Raw genomic sequence first — 14,973 nt, 5'->3', positions numbered from 1 at the left:
TGCTCCCGCCCCATTGGCGGGTTTCCGCATATGGTGCTTCCGGCAATTTTCGCCAATAATGGCCTGACTGCCATTGCCGGACGAGAGCTGCCATGCACTATAGTCCCGACGCAATTCGTACCATTGCCCTGCTGGGCCACGCGGGGTGCGGCAAGACCTCGCTAGCCGAGGCGCTGCTGCACAGGGGGGGCGCATTGCATGCCCCAGGCAGCGTAGAGCGGGGTTCCACGGTCAGCGACTTTGACCCCCTCGAACGCAAATACCACCACTCCCTCACCTCCGCAGTCCTGCACGTCGATTTCCGCAACACCCGCATCTACCTGATTGACACCCCGGGGTACCCCGATTTTTCCGGCCAGGCCATCAGCGCCCTGCCTGCTGTGGAAACGGCTGCCATCGTCATCAATGCCCAGACCGGCATCGAGATGACCACGCGGCGCGCCATGGCGTGGGCCCAGGCGCGCAAGTTGTGCCGGATGATCATCGTCAACGGTATCGATGGCGAGAAGGTCAACCTGCCCGCGCTGCTGGCGGACATCCAGGAAGCGTTCGGCAAGGAATGCCTGCCGATCAACCTGCCGGCTGCAGGCGGCAGCCAGGTGGTGGACTGCTTCTTCAACCCCGCCGGGGAAGCGGATTTCCTGAGCGTGCCGGCCGCGCATGACGCGCTGGTCGACCAGGTGATCGAAATCGATCCGGAGCTGATGGAGCTTTACCTCGAACAAGGCGAGGCAATCCAGCCCGAGCAACTGCACGCGCCGTTCGAACGCGCGCTGCGCGAAGGGCATCTGGTGCCGATCTGCTTCACCTCGGCCGCCACTGGCGCGGGCGTGCCCGAATTGCTCGACGCGTTCGTGCGGCTGCTGCCGAACCCGACCGAAGGCAATCCGCCGATGTTCTACCGCAGTGTCGGCGAAGGCAGCGACGGCGCCGAACGCAAGAAGGAAGTGCGCGCTGAGCCTGTGCCCGACAAGCACGTGCTGGCGCACGTCTTCAAGATCGTGATGGACCCGTACGTCGGCAAGATGGCGGTGTTCCGCATCCACCAGGGCACGGTCACGCGCGACAGTCAGCTCTACATCGGCGATGCGCGCCAGCCGTTCAAGGTCGCGCATTTGCTGTTGCTGCAGGGCAAGGAGCACGAGGAAGTGCCTCGCGCCGGCCCCGGCGACATCTGCGCGGTAGCCAAGATCGACGAGATCGGCTTCGATGCGGTGCTGCATGATGCCACCGAGGACGGCAATATCCACCTGATCCCACTCGAATTCCCGACGCCGATCTATGGCCTTGCCATCGAACCTGCGCGACGCGGTAACGAGCAGCGCATGGCCGAAGTCCTGCACAAGCTGTCCGCCGAAGACCCTTGCCTGCGTGTCGAACATCCGCCCGGCACCAACGAGACAGTGCTGCTCGGGCTCGGCGAGTTCCACTTGCGCTGCGTGCTGGAGCGGCTGACCGAGCAGTACAAGCTGGAAGTGGTCACGCGCCCGCCGCGCATTGCCTATCGCGAAACCATTGGCGGCTCCGCCGAAGGCCATCACCGCCACAAGAAGCAGACCGGCGGTGCAGGCCAGTTTGGCGAGGTGATGCTGCGCGTGGACCCGCTGCCGCGCGGCACCGGCTTCGAGTTCGTCGACGCGGTCAAGGGCGGCGCGATTCCGGGGCAATTCATTCCTGCCGTGGAAAAAGGCATCCGCCAGGCACTGGAATGCGGGCCGCTGGCCGGCTTCCCGATGCAGGACGTGCGTGTCACGGTGCTAGACGGCAAGAGCCATCCGGTCGATTCCAAGGAAGTGGCATTCGCCACAGCGGGGCGCAAGGCCTTTGTCGATGCCGTGCTCAAGGCCAGGCCCAGCGTGCTGGAACCGGTGGTCGATATCGAAGTCATGATGCCCGACTCTTCCATGGGCGACGTGATCGGCGATCTCTCGTCCAAGCGCGGCCAGGTCCACGGCACGCGTACCGGTGCGGCCAATACGGTGATCGTCGCCGGCAAGGTGCCGCTGTCGGAGCTGAACGACTACCAGTCGCGCCTCAACAGCCTGACCGGCGGCCACGGCAGCTACACCATCCAGTTCAGCCACTATGAGGGCGTGCCGCCCGGGCAACAGGACAAGATGGCGGCCAAGCACAAGGCGCAGGTCGATACCGGGGCCTGACCGCTTCCGCTCTGCGCGTATGGCCGCGGCACGCTCGCGACCATACGCGAGCATCGTCCGCACCGTTCGAACGATAATGGGCCCCGTTTCCCACTGATTGCTCCGATCATGGACAAGGCCCGTGTCCTGACTTTCTTCCTTGGCGTGGTGCGCGCCGGCAGTTTCCATCGCGCTGCCGTGGAGGCCGGCGTCACGCCACAGGCCGTCAGCAAGGCCGTGCGCGCGCTTGAGGCCGAGCTTGGCGTCAGGCTGCTGCACCGGACCACGCGCAAGCTCAGCCTGACCACCGAAGGCGCGAGGCTATTCGAACTCGCGGCGCCCGGCGTGCGGCTGCTCGATGAAGCGCTGGAGCAGGTGCGCAGCAGCCTCAGCGAGGACGACGGCCTGATCCGTGTCACCGCGCCGCCGTCGATCGGCAGTCGCGTGCTGGTGCCGCTGATTCGCGCATTCCGCGAGAGCTGGCCGGGCATTACCTTCGACGTGGTCCTGAGCGACCTGTTCACCGATCTCGTCGAGGCGCAGATCGACATCGGTTTCCGCGCCGGCACCAGTCCCGCGCAGAATCTCGTCGCGCGGCGCCTGTGCGACCTGCCGCTGGTGATCTGCGCGGCGCCGGACTACCTGGGGACGCATGGCGAGCCCACGACGCTGGAAGCGCTGCGGCGCCACGCGTGCACGGGCTTTCGCCGGCCAGTGACCGGCCGCGTGGTGCCGTGGGAATTGCAGGTCGACGGCAACCTCGTCTACGAGGAGATGCCAGCCGTCGCCACGTTCAATGATGTCGACACCGAGGTGGAAGCCGTGCGCGCCGGCATCGGCATCGGCCAGCTTGGCGCGTACACGGTCCATGCGGACCTGCTCGCGGGCCGGCTCAAGGCCATCCTGCCGGGACTGAGCGCGAGCAGCGTGGGCCTGTACATGTATTACCCGCAACGCAGCCAGATCCCTGCGCGCGTGCGGCGCTTCATCGATTTCGTGGTGGAAGCGAGCCGCGGTTCGGAAGATGCGCTCGTGCGGCTGGCGGGCGTTGCACCCCAACCCCTCGCCTCCCACCGTCGCGGCAAGGTGGCTTCCGGCTGACCCCTCCGATAATCTTAGACATCGAATTATTGTTGACATGATTCGCGCAGGTGCTAGTATTGCGCCATGTACTTCGATATCTAAGATTATTGAGTACAGCCACCGACCACTCAGGAGCGACACATGTACGACATTTTCTCCACCGACAAGCTCATCGATCTCTGGCTGACCGAAGACATCGGCATCTGCGACCTGACGGTCCAGACGATGATCGAGCCCGGCGAAACCGGCACGTTCTGCATGAATGCGCGGGAGCCGATGATCATTGCCGGCATCGACGTGGCCGCACGCATCTTTGCACGTTATGACCCCACCCTTTCGATCGACGTGCGCGTGGCCGATGGCGACAAGGTCGAAAAAGGCGCGGTGCTGCTCAACGTCAGCGGCAATGCGCGCAGCGTGCTGACCGCCGAACGCACGGCGCTCAACATCATGCAGCGGCTGTGCGGCATCGCCAACCTGACGGCAAGGTATGCCGAGGAGATCGCGCACACCAAGGCCCGCCTGATCGATAGCCGCAAGACCACGCCGGGCCTGCGCGCGCTGGAGAAGCACGCCGTGACCTGCGGCGGCGGCCTGAACCACCGGCTCAGCCTGGACAACGGCGTGATGGTCAAGGACAACCACATTGCCGTCTGCGGCAGCATTGCCGCGGCCGTGGCGCGTGTGCGAAGGAAGTTGCCGGTATTGACCAAGCTCGAAGTCGAATGCGATCGACTCGATCAGGTGCGCGAAGCACTGGACGCCGGCGTGGATGTGATCATGCTCGACAACATGTCGCTGCCCGACATGAAAGAAGCCGTGCAGATCGTCAACGGCCGGACCAAGGTCGAGGCGTCGGGCGGCATTCGACTGGAGACGATCCGCGCGGTGGCGGAAACCGGCGTCGACTACATCTCGACCAGCAAGATCACGCAATCGGCGCCGGCCGTGGATATCGGCCTCGACGAAGCCTGACCCGCGCGCAAGACTGTTCCTCGTCTACCCGAGGGCACTTACCCCTCGCCGGCCCCTGCCGGCGAGGGGCTTTTTCATTTTCGCTTTCTGCGTCAGAGATCGGCCAGCAGGCGCCCGACTTCCTGCGTCGAAGGCACCCTGCGCCCGCTTTCCGCCAGTGCAGCCTCGTCGGCGACCAGCTTCTCGGCGATCGAGATCAGCACGCGGCGCGTGGTCATCACGTCCTCTTCCGTCACGCCTTCGACGCTGATCGCGTTGACTTCTTCGGCCAGCGGCTCCAGCTTGCGCCGCAGCGCGCGCCCTGCCTTGCTCAGGAACACATGCACCTTCTTGTTGTTCCCGGGCAGGTGCATCCGTTCCACATAGCCCAGCGCTTCAAGCGCCTTGACGGCAGAAAACGTGGTGGGCTCCGTCACGCCGGCGCGCTCGCTCAGTTCGCGCTGCGACAGGCCATCGTGCCGCCACAGGATGCGCAGGATGGTCCAGTGCCCGTACGACACGGAATGCTGCGCGAGCCGCAGCTGCAGCGCGCGGATATAGGCGCGTGCTGCGTCCTTGACCAGGTGTGCAAGGCGCTCTTCATCGATTTCATCGGAAGGCGTGATCGTGACCGGGGATTCCTGCTTTTTCGTGGCCATAGCGGTGACATGGGAAGCGATGCGATCCCGGTCTGGCCATGGTGGCCGCGAGCGGGGCGGTGCACATGATAGCGCTTCCCGACATCGCCCGCGCTGTTCTCGTCATACCCGACTGTCCGATCAATGTAGCAGTCACTACATCAGTGCAGCATGCGCGACGCTGATGCACCGGGCACCGGCAACGCGCATCGACCATCCCCGTGTTTTCCCCTAGAACGACGAAAATCCCGCGTACACACTGGATTTGCAGCAGCTGGCCCATTGTTTGCATTAACTTAGACATCGAACTTGTCTTGACAGTCCGGAACCGGGTGCTAGCATACCCAAACATCTTCGACGTCTAAGGTAATCATGAAAGAGAGCGGCACGTTTTTTCTTGTGGTGGGCCCTAGCGGGGCAGGCAAGGACTCATTGATCGACGGTGCACGTGCGACCCTCGACAACAACGAGTACGTGTTTGCGCGGCGCATCATCACGCGGCCGACCGGATCGCCAGGCGAGGACCACGAAGGGGTCGCCGAAGCCGAGTTCGCCGAGCGCGAGCGTAATGGCGAGTTCCTCGTCACGTGGCATGCGCACGGGTTGCGCTACGGGCTGCCCCAGTGGCTGGTCGGGCTGCTGGAGACGGGAAAGCACGTGGTCGCCAACGGCTCGCGCGGCGTGATTGCCATGCTGGCCCGGCAACTGCCCCGCTTCGTCGTGGTGAACGTGACGGCGCCGCAGGACGTGCTGGCGCAGCGGATTGCCGCGCGGGGCCGCGAATCGGGCGACGACGTCATGCGCCGCGTGGCACGCCAGGCGCCGCCGATGCCTGATGGCGTGCGCTGCGTCACGGTGTCGAATGACAGCACGCTCGATCTCGGCGTGGCACGCTTCACCGATGCGTTGCGGGATGGCGCAGGTGCGCAACCGCAGCCCGCAAGCCACCGCCACCTTGCGGCCAAACTGGACGGCCAGTCGCTCGACGAAGGCGCCTACGAGGCCATCCTGCGCGACGCCATCGCGGGCCGCTACACCGAGCAGGAACTCACGGCATTCCTGACCGCCGCCACACGCTCGCTCGACGACCGCGAAGTCGTTGCGCTGGCCCGCGCGCGCACCCGCTTTACTCCGCGGATCGACTGGGACGAGCCGATCGTCGTGGACAAGCATTCCATGGGCGGCGTGCCGGGCAGCCGCATCACGCTGATCGTGGTGCCGATCGTCGCCGCATACGGGCTGGCCATGCCGAAGACCTCTTCGCGCGCGATCACTTCGGCGGCCGGGACCGCCGACGCCATGGAGACCGTTGCGCGCGTGGACCTGACCCACGACGATGTGCGCCGCTGCGTCGCCCAGGCGCGCGCCTGCATTGCGTGGAACGGGCGCCTGAACCATTCGGTCATCGACGACGTGATGAACGCGATCACGCGGCCGCTCGGCCTCGACTCGCGCCGCTGGGCAGTGGCCTCCATCCTGTCGAAGAAAGCCACGGCCGGCGCCACGCACGTCATCGTCGATATCCCCTACGGCCCGCAGACCAAGCTTTCCGCACGTGGCGACGCCGACGCACTGGCCGGGTTGTTCGAGGAAGTTGGCAAAGGGCTGGGCCTTCACGTGCGCGCACTGGCCACGGACGGCACCCGGCCGATCGGCCGCGGCGTCGGCCCCGCGCTCGAGGTGCGCGATGTGCGGCAAGTGCTCGAGAACCACCCCGACGCCCCCATGGACCTGCGCGAAAAGGCACTGCGCTTCGCCGGCGAGATCATCGCCTTCGATCCGCGTGTGGCCTCCGCGGCGCAAGGCATGCGTATTGCAACGGCGCTGCTGGACGAAGGTAGCGCCAAAGCCGCGTTCGAACGGATTGTCGCCACGCAGGGAATCCGGACGGATCCGGTGGCGCCGGGCGCGCATACCCACGTGATCGTTGCACCGACAGAGGGCCGTGTCGCGGCGATCAACGGCTGGCAGATCTCCGGCATTGCACGCGCCGCAGGCGCACCGCGCCGTGCCGGTGCGGGCATCGACCTGCTCTGCACGATCGGCGAACGCGTTGCGGCCGGCGAGCCGCTGTACCGGATCCATGCCGAGTCCGCCGCGGATCTCGCCACGGCCGTCGCCATGACGCGCCCGGCTGGCGAAGATGCCACGGCTGTGCGTATTGATCCCGATTGACCTGGCTTCCTGTTTCCCCCACCCTAACCGACGAGGCAAATCAATGAGACCCCTAACCGTCGTCCGCAGTCTTGCATCGCTGCTGTTCGTGGCAGGCAGCCTGGGCACCCTGCCCGGACGCGCCGAAGCCAACATCGCGAGCACTTTCCCCCAGAAGCCGATCCGCATGGTCGTCACGTTCCCGGCCGGCGGCGGCACGGACGCGCTCGCGCGGCTGATTGGCACCGACCTCAGCAAGACCCTGGGGCAACCTGTTGTCGTCGACAACCGTCCCGGCGCGAGCGGCAACATCGGCGCAGAGTTCGTTGCCAAGAGCCCCGCCGACGGCTATACGCTGCTCATCGTCAACAGCAGCTTCGCCATCAACCCGGGCGTCTTCAAGAAGCTGTCGTTCGACCCGAAGAATGACTTCAACGCCGTCATCACCTTCGCGTCGGTCCCCTCGGTCATTTCCGTCCCGCAGAACTCCGGCCTGCGCACGTTCAAGGACCTGCTCGCGGCAGGCAAGAGCGCCACGCCGCCGACCTATGCCTCGTGCGGAAACGGCACGCCGCAGCACCTGGCCGGCGAACTGCTCAAGATGTCCGCCAAGATCGACATGCTGCACGTGCCCTACAAGGGCTGTGCTCCCGCCATCGCTGACGTGCTCGGCGGACAGACGGATGTCAGCATCAATACGTTGCCCAACACGGTGCCTTATCTCAAGAGCAACAAGCTGCGCGCGCTGGCCGTGACTTCGAAGTCGCGTTCGCCGCTGCTGCCCGATGTGCCCTCCGTCAGCGAACTGGGCGTGACGGGCTACGAAGTCGACCAGTGGTTCGGCATTCTTGCGCCCGCGCATACGCCGCCTGACATCGTGCAGAAGCTGAACGCGGAAATCGCGAAGGCCGTGGCCAAGCCCGAGATCAAGGCATCGCTCGCGCAGCTCGGCTTCGCCACCACGACCAGCACCCCGGCCGAGTTCCAGAAACTCGTGAACGGCGATATCGACCGCTGGCAGAAGCTCGCGTCGAAGATCAATCTGATCGCCGACTGATCCTGCCCGGGCGGGCTTCTGAAGCCATCAGGCAGCCCTTTTCCTCCGCATTACCTCAATGCCGCACGGGCGCTCGCCAGCATTCGTGGGAGCGCGTTCGTCCCTTCGTAGCTGGCGGCCGCGCTCAGCCGCCCGTGATCGTGCAGACCTTCGAGATCATGTAGCCGACACCGGCGATGCGGTGCTCGTGCCCCGGATCGAATGCCTTCAGATGGGCGGCGACGCAACGGTCGATCGCCGCGCACGCCGCCGCGTCGTCGAAACCCGGAAGGAACGTCAGCGTGATCGCGGGCATCGGGTAGTCGAGCAGGCGCGCCTCGGCCATGCGGGTGTAGACATTCCCGTCGCGAAAGTCGTCGGGGATGTCCTGCCATTGGGGCAGAAGCCTCGTGGTGCTGCGCGCCAGTTCCGAATCGGTAATGCTGTCCACGTCAGCACGCGAAAGCGAGTAGGTCATGCTGGTTCCGTCCTTCCAGAAACATTGGAATGCGACGACGCGCGAGTGGGCTTACCGGCTCCAGCCGCTTCACGCCTCGACGATCGTCGCACCCCAAGACTAGCGGCCTGCCGCGCAACCAGCCATGCAAAGCGCGCCAGCGACTTTGCAATCCATGCCAAGCATATCGAAGGTCGCACACGTCCTTTCGATTGAGAAAAGCTCAATCGAACACACCGGATTAATCGTTTGTACAGAACCGCGCCGGCGACAACTATTACGCACAAGGCCGGGCGTTCACCGATGCACGGCCAGCCAACCCCCGACAACCGGAGACCGCCGTGCCAGACCTTCCCTACCCGCTGTGGAGCCCAAGCCCCGAGCCTCAACTGCTCGCCTCGCGTGATCGCGCCACCGGCGAGTACGTGTTCCCCGCCGTGCCCGATGCCTCGCCACTTGCTTCGCACCACGACATCGTGCCGGTGACCGGTACCGGCACGGTGTACAGCTACACCGTCATCCATCCCAGCCCGAAGAGCGGCCTGACGCCCTATGCGCTCGGCTATGTCGATTTCCCCGGCCCCGTGCGCATCTTCGGTCGCCTGCAGGGCACCAGCCGCCCCACGATCGGCCAGCGCTACACCGCACAACCCGACGCCGAATTCGGTTACGTCTTCCAGGCCGTTCTGGCCTGACCCCCACGAGGCAAGCAAGATGCAAGAGATCTACATCCACGGCGGCGCCATGACGCCGTTTGGCCGCCACCCAGGCGTGCTCGCACCGGAACTGGCGCAACAGGCCATCCTCCAGGCACTCGACGACGCCGGCTTGCAGCCGGCCGATGTGCAGGCCATCTACTGCGCCAATGTGCTGGGCGGCATGATCCTCGGCCAGCTCATCGTGCGCGACCTGGGCTTTCGCGGCATCCCCGTCTACAACGTCGAGAATGCCTGCGCGAGCGGCGCCACCGGCGTGCACCTGGCGCGCCACGCGATGCTGGCCGGACAGTACGACACGGTGCTGGTGTTCGGTATCGAGCAGCTCACCGCGCTTGGCGGCGGCACCATCCCGATGCAGCGCAATGACCACATGACCGACCTCTACGCGAAGGCCGGGATGGTCCTGCCGGCGGTGTATGCCATGCGCGGCACGCGTTTCCTGCACGAGCGCGATGCGAGCCCGGCCGATCTCGCCGAAGTGGCCGTGAAAAACCGCCACAACGGCTCGATGAACCCTTACGCGCAGCAGCGCACTGGCACCACAGTGGAAGAGGTGCTGGCGTCGCGCATGATCGCCGACCCGCTGACGCTGCTGCAATGCTGCCCGTCGCAGGTCGATGGCGCCGCGGCGCTGGTGCTGAGCACGAAGCGCCCGGCCCGCCACCGGCCGGTGAAAGTGCTTGCGTCGGTCGTGGTCTCCGGCATCCGCGAGCAGGCCGACGACGACATCCTTGATGCGGAAATCACCGCACGCGCCGCACGACAGGCTTACGAACAGGCCGGACTGGGCCCGGAAGATGTCGACGTGGTCGAACTGCACGACGCGTTCACCATTGCCGAACTGCTGTACTACGAAGCCCTGGGCCTGGCGCCGCATGGCGAAGCCGTGGCGCTGCTGAAGTCCGGCGCAACGCAGCTTGGCGGCCGCGTGCCGGTCAACCCGAGCGGCGGCCTGCTGGCCAAGGGCCATCCGCTCGGCGCCACCGGCGTGGCGCAGATGGTCGAGATCCTGTGGCACCTGCAGGAACGTGCCGGCGACAGGCAGGTTGCCAACGCGCGCGTCGGGCTGACCCAGTGCACCGGTGGCGGCATTGCGGGCGTGGACCACGCCGCGTCTTCGGTTCACCTGCTGGGAGTTTGAGATGACCACGCAAGACTTTGATCCGACCCACGTCGCCGTGGTCACCGGCGCGGCCCGCGGCATCGGCCTCGGCATCGCCACGCATCTGGCCCGCGGCGGCCTGACCGTCGCGCTGCTAGACCGCGACGCCGCCACGCTCGATGACGCCGTCTCCACACTTGCCGCCGAAGGCCTCAAGGTCATCGGCGCCGCTGCGGATCTGACGGACTCCGCCGCCGTCAACGAAGCCTTCGCCCAAGTGCAGGCGCAGGCGGGCCGCATCGACTGCCTCGTCAACAACGCCGGCGCCGTACGCGATATGCGCTTCCTGTCCATGCGCGACGAAGACTGGGATCTCGTCATCGATACCAACCTGCGCTCGCAGTTCCTGTGCTGCCGCGCGGCGCTGCCCGGCATGGTAGAGCGCGGCTACGGCCGCGTCGTCAACATCTCGTCGCGCGCGTGGCTGGGCGGCTTCGGCCAGGCCAACTATTCTGCGGCAAAGGGCGGCGTGGTCAGCCTGACACGCTCGCTTGCGATCGAGTTCGCGGCCAAGGGCATCACGGTCAACGCGGTGGCCCCCGGCATTGTCGATACCCCGCTGTTCCGCGGCTTTGCGCCCGAAGTACAGGCCAAGCTGCAGAAATCGGTGCCGGTGCAGCGCATCGGCACGGCGGACGACATCGCCAATGCGGTGAGCTTCTTCCTGGACCCACGTTCGTCGTACGTCACCGGTCAGACGATCTATGTGTGTGGCGGGCGCAGCCTGTCGTCGCCGAGCGTGTAAGGAGGCCGCCATGACCGTACGCATGGAGATCAACGGCGCGGTGGCCGTCCTGACCATCGACCGCCCGCAGGCGCTCAATGCGCTGGACGTACCCGCCCTGCGCGCGCTGCGCGCCCACCTGGCCGAAGTACGCGACCGCGACGACGTGCGCGCCGCCGTGCTGACCGGCGCCGGCACTCGGGCGTTCTGCGCGGGGGCCGACCTGTCGAGCACGCGCACCTCGCCCGCGACGTATGCCGAAGCGCTGTTCCGGGCGCCCGAGCCGGCCGCCGACCTCGGCCTGTATATCCGGCTGATGGACCTGTCCGACCTTGGTCTGTGGAAGCCGCTGATCGCGGCGGTCAATGGCCATTGTCTCGGCGCGGGCCTGGAGATCGCACTGCAATGCGACCTGCGCCTTGCTTCCGAGGCAGCGACCTTCGGCTTGCCGGAAGCCTCCGTCGGCTCGATTCCGGCGGTCTCCGGCCTGCACCGCTTGCTCAAGGCAGTGCCGTCGGCGCACGCCATGCAGATGGCCCTCACCGGCGAGCGCATCGACGCGGAGCAGGCGCAACGCATCGGGCTCGTCACGGAGCATGTCGCGCCTGAGGTGCTGATCGATCGCGCCCTCAGACTGGCCGACCGGATCGCACGCAATGCACCGCTCGCCGTGCAGGCCATCAAGAAGCTGTCGCGCCAGACGCCTCATCTTGGCGAGGCCGACGCGCAGCAGCTGACGGAACTCTACTGGGGCGTGTTGCGCGACACGACAGACCGGCTCGAAGGCCGGCAGGCGTTCGCGGAGAAGCGCCCGCCGCAATACGTGGGCCGCTGAGCACGCCACACCGATACAAAGCATCATCAGGAGACACGCATGTCACGCATTTCCCATCTCGCGCGCACCGCGCTGGCCGGCCTCCTTGCGGCCGCGAACCTTGCCATGCCGGCGCCTGCCGCCGCGCAGGCACCCTATCCCGCACAGAAGCCGATCACGCTGGTCGTGCCGTTCGCGCCCGGCGGCGGCAACGACATCCTCGCGCGGGCGATCGCGCCGCGCATGAGCAAGCTGCTCGGCCAGACCATCGTGATCGAGAACAAGCCCGGCGCCGGCGGCAATCTCGGCGCCGACTATGTCGCGCATGCGGTGCCGGACGGCTACACGCTCGTGATCGCGTCGAGCCAGGTCACGATGAACCCGTTCCTCGGCATGAAGGTGCCGTTCCGGATCGACCGTGACTTCGAGCCTGTAGGCCTGATCGCCTCGGTGCCGATCATGCTGGTGGTCAACGCTGACCAGCCGTTCCGCACGCTCAAGGACTTCATCGCCTACACCCACGCCAATCCGGGCAAGATCAGCTACAGCAGCCCCGGCAACGGCACACCGCAGCATCTGGCCGGCGAGGTATTCGCGCGGCTGAACAAGACCGAGCTGCTGCACGTGCCGTACAAGGGCACGGGTCCCTCCATCACCGACCTGATGGGCGGGCAGGTGCAGGCGTCGTTCGCCACGTTTGCGTCGGCCATCCAGTATGTGCGCGCCGGCAAGCTGCGCGCGCTGGGCATCGCCGGCAGCAAGCGCACCGCGCTGATGCCCGACCTGCCCACATTCGCCGAAGCCGGCATGACGGGCTATGACGCCGAACTGTGGTACAGCCTGCTCGCCCCGGCGCAAACGCCAAAGGCGGTGGTCGACAAGGTCAATGCTGCGCTGCTGGCGGCACTCAAATCGCCCGACGTGACGGCGCAACTCGCGCAGCAGGGCTTTGAACCGCGGCCTTCATCGCCGACCGAACTCAAGGCGTACATCGGCAAGGAGTTGCAGCGCTGGCAACGCGTGATCGAAGGCAACGGCATCAAGGTGGCCCTATGACGGCCGCGAGCAACTCCACATCCCGCACCTTCCTGCCATCGTCTTCCTTACCGGGGCACTGACATGCTGCGCAACGCACTGGACGGCCTGACCGTCATCGATTTCACGCAGATCGGCGCCGGCCCGACTTGCACCATGCTGCTCGCCGACATGGGAGCGAAAGTCATCAAGGTTGAACCGCCGGCCGGCGAACTCGGCCGCGGCCTCGGGCCGGGATGGATCGGCGACGACAGTGCGCTGTTCCACGGTTTCAACCGCAACAAGCTCGGCGTGGCGCTGGACCTGAAGTCCGAAGCCGGCCTGGAGGTCGCCCGGCGGCTGGTGGCGGAGGCCGACATCGTCGTGGAGAGCATGCGCCCCGGTGTGATGGCGCGGCTGGGGCTGGGCTATGCCGAGCTGTCCGTCAGCCATCCGTCGTTGATCTACTGCTCGATCTCCGCATACGGCCAGGAAGGACCGTTTGCCGATCACGCCGGCGTGGACGGCATCATCCAGGCCGACTCGGGCCTGATGAGCCTGATCGGCGTGCCCGGCGGCGAGCCGTGCAAGGTGCAGGCCCCCGTAGTGGATGTCATGACCGGCTATGTCGCCTGCGTCGGCGTGCTGGCGCGGCTTGCGCAACGGGCTCGCGACGGACAGGGCGGGCATCTCGATGTCAACTTGCTCAACGCCGCGCTGGCGCTGCAGCAGTCGTCGATCACGAGCTATTTCGCCGACGGCGAACTACCGGTGCGCGCCGGCAGCGCGGCGCCGTACTCCGCGCCAAACCAGGCGTTCGAGACCGCGGACGGGTGGATCATGGTCGCGGCCTATATGCCGGGCCGCTGGCAGCGCCTGTGCGACCTGCTGGGCGTGCCCGAACTGGCGGACGACCCGCGCTTTGCTACGTCGCCGCTGCGCGTGGCCAACCGAAGTGCGATGGTCGAAGCACTGACCCGGGCGTTCTTAACGCGCGGCACCGATGCATGGCTCGAGGCACTGGAGGCCGCTGACGTGCTGTGTTCACGCGTGGCCAATTACGACGATGTTGCCCGGCATCCGCAAGTGGCAGCCAACCACATGATCCGTCATGCCGAGCATCCGACGCTCGGCACGATCCGCATGCCCGGCTTCCCGATCAACAGCGCGCAGGAGAACGCGTTGCCGGCCCGCGCCGCGCCGGCATGCGGACAGGACACGCGCGACGTGCTGCGCGCAGCGGGCTATAGCAGCGCGGACATCGACAAGCTGCTGGCCACGCAGGCCATTCACTGTACGGACGCCTCCGCGACAGCGGCGCCGTCGTGCACCGAAGCCCTTGCCTCATGAACGCCGCCGACATCCGAGCCGCGCTGCATGCACGCCGCAGCGTACGTGGCTTCCTGAACACACCGGTGCCATTGCAAACCGTCCAGGCAATCCTGGCCGACGCCGCGCGCAGCCCCAGCGCCTCCAATACGCAGCCGTGGCGCGTGTATGCCTGCACCGGAGAGATCCGGCGGCGGCTCAGCAAAGACCTGCTGGCGCTTCACCACGCGGGCGGCGGCGGCCATCAGGAGGAATATGTCTACTACCCGCCTTCCTGGCGCGATCCCTACCTGTCCCGCCGTCGCGCGCTGGGCAAGACGCTGTACGGCCTGCTGGACATTCCGCGGGGTGACACTGCCGGCATGGCGCGCCAGTACGGCCGCAACTACGCGTTCTTCGGCGCTCCCGTGGGATTGTTCTTCACCATTGAACGCGACCAGGCGCAGGCGGCATGGCTGGATCTCGGCATGTTTCTGCAGGCGGTGATGCTCGCGGCGCTTGGTCACGGGCTTGAGACCTGCGCACAACAGGCGTTCGCACGCTATCACCGCGTCATTCGCGCGCGGCTGGGAATCCCTGACGGGGAGATCGTGGTGTGTGGCATGTCGCTTGGTTACCCTGATCCGCAGGAGGCTGCTAATCTTACTGTGTCACAAATATAGCCTGACATCCCAGCAACACGGACAGCGCGGAAGCTTGCTGGTGATCGCGCGGGCGATGAGTAATCGCAACGTGGAAATCGAGTCAGGCA

Annotated in this window: 14 protein-coding genes; 12 read left to right on the top strand and 2 right to left on the bottom strand. The window is 66.2% G+C overall.

What is annotated here, in order from left to right; all coding sequences use genetic code 11:
• Positions 1 to 92: 92 nt before the first annotated feature.
• The 3 genes from fusA to nadC all read left to right on the top strand — a co-directional run bounded on the left by fusA (position 93) and on the right by nadC (position 4,196).
• A complete protein-coding gene (fusA, locus tag KHO41_RS36310; RefSeq protein ID WP_211958062.1) occupies positions 93 to 2,159 on the top strand; it encodes an elongation factor G in 2,067 nt (688 codons plus the stop codon).
• A 108-nt stretch (positions 2,160 to 2,267) separates the two neighbouring features.
• Positions 2,268 to 3,239 carry a LysR family transcriptional regulator gene (locus KHO41_RS36305; protein ID WP_211958061.1) on the top strand — a complete coding sequence of 324 codons (972 nt, stop codon included), beginning with the start codon at positions 2,268 to 2,270 and terminating at the stop codon, positions 3,237 to 3,239.
• 123 nt (positions 3,240 to 3,362) lie between these two features.
• Positions 3,363 to 4,196, top strand: coding sequence for a carboxylating nicotinate-nucleotide diphosphorylase (gene nadC / locus KHO41_RS36300; protein WP_211958060.1), 834 nt, complete (start codon positions 3,363 to 3,365; stop codon positions 4,194 to 4,196).
• A 92-nt stretch (positions 4,197 to 4,288) separates the two neighbouring features.
• On the opposite strand, the gene KHO41_RS36295 is transcribed toward nadC, so the two are convergent.
• Positions 4,289 to 4,834, bottom strand: a complete 546-nt coding sequence (locus KHO41_RS36295) for a MarR family winged helix-turn-helix transcriptional regulator (RefSeq protein WP_211958059.1) — start codon at positions 4,832 to 4,834, stop codon at positions 4,289 to 4,291.
• 351 nt (positions 4,835 to 5,185) lie between these two features.
• Between KHO41_RS36295 and phnN the strand changes: the two genes are divergently transcribed.
• Both phnN and KHO41_RS36285 read left to right on the top strand, forming a co-directional pair.
• Positions 5,186 to 6,988 (top strand): phosphonate metabolism protein/1,5-bisphosphokinase (PRPP-forming) PhnN, encoded by a 1,803-nt coding sequence (phnN, locus tag KHO41_RS36290; RefSeq protein ID WP_211958058.1) that lies wholly within the window; start codon positions 5,186 to 5,188, stop codon positions 6,986 to 6,988.
• 43 nt (positions 6,989 to 7,031) lie between these two features.
• A complete protein-coding gene (locus KHO41_RS36285) occupies positions 7,032 to 8,024 on the top strand; it encodes a tripartite tricarboxylate transporter substrate binding protein (RefSeq protein WP_211958057.1) in 993 nt (330 codons plus the stop codon).
• Positions 8,025 to 8,148: 124 nt separating this feature from the next.
• On the opposite strand, the gene KHO41_RS36280 is transcribed toward KHO41_RS36285, so the two are convergent.
• Positions 8,149 to 8,481 carry a hypothetical protein gene (locus KHO41_RS36280; RefSeq protein WP_211958056.1) on the bottom strand — a complete coding sequence of 111 codons (333 nt, stop codon included), beginning with the start codon at positions 8,479 to 8,481 and terminating at the stop codon, positions 8,149 to 8,151.
• Positions 8,482 to 8,801: 320 nt separating this feature from the next.
• On the opposite strand from KHO41_RS36280, the gene KHO41_RS36275 reads away from it, so the two are divergent.
• From KHO41_RS36275 to KHO41_RS36245, 7 genes are all read left to right on the top strand, one after another.
• Entirely contained in the window at positions 8,802 to 9,155 is a 354-nt protein-coding gene (locus KHO41_RS36275; RefSeq protein ID WP_211958055.1) for a Zn-ribbon domain-containing OB-fold protein, read from the top strand.
• 19 nt (positions 9,156 to 9,174) lie between these two features.
• Positions 9,175 to 10,320 (top strand): thiolase family protein, encoded by a 1,146-nt coding sequence (locus KHO41_RS36270; RefSeq protein ID WP_211958054.1) that lies wholly within the window; start codon positions 9,175 to 9,177, stop codon positions 10,318 to 10,320.
• 1 nt (position 10,321) lies between these two features.
• On the top strand, positions 10,322 to 11,086 hold the full coding sequence (locus tag KHO41_RS36265; protein ID WP_211958053.1) for an SDR family NAD(P)-dependent oxidoreductase: 765 nt from the start codon (positions 10,322 to 10,324) through the stop codon (positions 11,084 to 11,086).
• A gap of 10 nt (positions 11,087 to 11,096) precedes the next feature.
• A complete protein-coding gene (locus KHO41_RS36260; RefSeq protein ID WP_211958052.1) occupies positions 11,097 to 11,900 on the top strand; it encodes an enoyl-CoA hydratase/isomerase family protein in 804 nt (267 codons plus the stop codon).
• A 39-nt stretch (positions 11,901 to 11,939) separates the two neighbouring features.
• Positions 11,940 to 12,935 (top strand): tripartite tricarboxylate transporter substrate binding protein, encoded by a 996-nt coding sequence (locus KHO41_RS36255; RefSeq protein WP_211958051.1) that lies wholly within the window; start codon positions 11,940 to 11,942, stop codon positions 12,933 to 12,935.
• 63 nt (positions 12,936 to 12,998) lie between these two features.
• Positions 12,999 to 14,243, top strand: coding sequence for a CaiB/BaiF CoA transferase family protein (locus KHO41_RS36250; protein ID WP_211958050.1), 1,245 nt, complete (start codon positions 12,999 to 13,001; stop codon positions 14,241 to 14,243).
• Positions 14,240 to 14,884 (top strand): nitroreductase, encoded by a 645-nt coding sequence (locus KHO41_RS36245; protein ID WP_211958049.1) that lies wholly within the window; start codon positions 14,240 to 14,242, stop codon positions 14,882 to 14,884. Before KHO41_RS36250 ends, KHO41_RS36245 begins: the two co-directional genes overlap by 4 nt.
• Positions 14,885 to 14,973 lie beyond the last annotated feature (89 nt).

The organism is Cupriavidus numazuensis, from assembly GCF_905397435.1.
Classification (GTDB): domain Bacteria; phylum Pseudomonadota; class Gammaproteobacteria; order Burkholderiales; family Burkholderiaceae; genus Cupriavidus; species Cupriavidus numazuensis.
This window is presented reverse-complemented; position numbering and strand designations above follow the sequence as displayed.

Bases quoted from the DNA above. Each gene is read 5' to 3' on its own strand.
- phnN (WP_211958058.1), top strand. From the start codon at position 5,186: ATGAAAGAGAGCGGCACGTTTTTTCTTGTGGTGGGCCCTAGCGGGGCA.
- KHO41_RS36250 (WP_211958050.1), top strand. From the start codon at position 12,999: ATGCTGCGCAACGCACTGGACGGCCTGACCGTCATCGATTTCACGCAG.
- KHO41_RS36305 (WP_211958061.1), top strand. From the start codon at position 2,268: ATGGACAAGGCCCGTGTCCTGACTTTCTTCCTTGGCGTGGTGCGCGCC.
- KHO41_RS36280 (WP_211958056.1), bottom strand. From the start codon at position 8,481: ATGACCTACTCGCTTTCGCGTGCTGACGTGGACAGCATTACCGATTCG.
- fusA (WP_211958062.1), top strand. From the start codon at position 93: ATGCACTATAGTCCCGACGCAATTCGTACCATTGCCCTGCTGGGCCAC.
- KHO41_RS36265 (WP_211958053.1), top strand. From the start codon at position 10,322: ATGACCACGCAAGACTTTGATCCGACCCACGTCGCCGTGGTCACCGGC.
- KHO41_RS36270 (WP_211958054.1), top strand. From the start codon at position 9,175: ATGCAAGAGATCTACATCCACGGCGGCGCCATGACGCCGTTTGGCCGC.
- KHO41_RS36245 (WP_211958049.1), top strand. From the start codon at position 14,240: ATGAACGCCGCCGACATCCGAGCCGCGCTGCATGCACGCCGCAGCGTA.
- KHO41_RS36255 (WP_211958051.1), top strand. From the start codon at position 11,940: ATGTCACGCATTTCCCATCTCGCGCGCACCGCGCTGGCCGGCCTCCTT.
- KHO41_RS36260 (WP_211958052.1), top strand. From the start codon at position 11,097: ATGACCGTACGCATGGAGATCAACGGCGCGGTGGCCGTCCTGACCATC.
- KHO41_RS36285 (WP_211958057.1), top strand. From the start codon at position 7,032: ATGAGACCCCTAACCGTCGTCCGCAGTCTTGCATCGCTGCTGTTCGTG.
- KHO41_RS36295 (WP_211958059.1), bottom strand. From the start codon at position 4,834: ATGGCCACGAAAAAGCAGGAATCCCCGGTCACGATCACGCCTTCCGAT.
- nadC (WP_211958060.1), top strand. From the start codon at position 3,363: ATGTACGACATTTTCTCCACCGACAAGCTCATCGATCTCTGGCTGACC.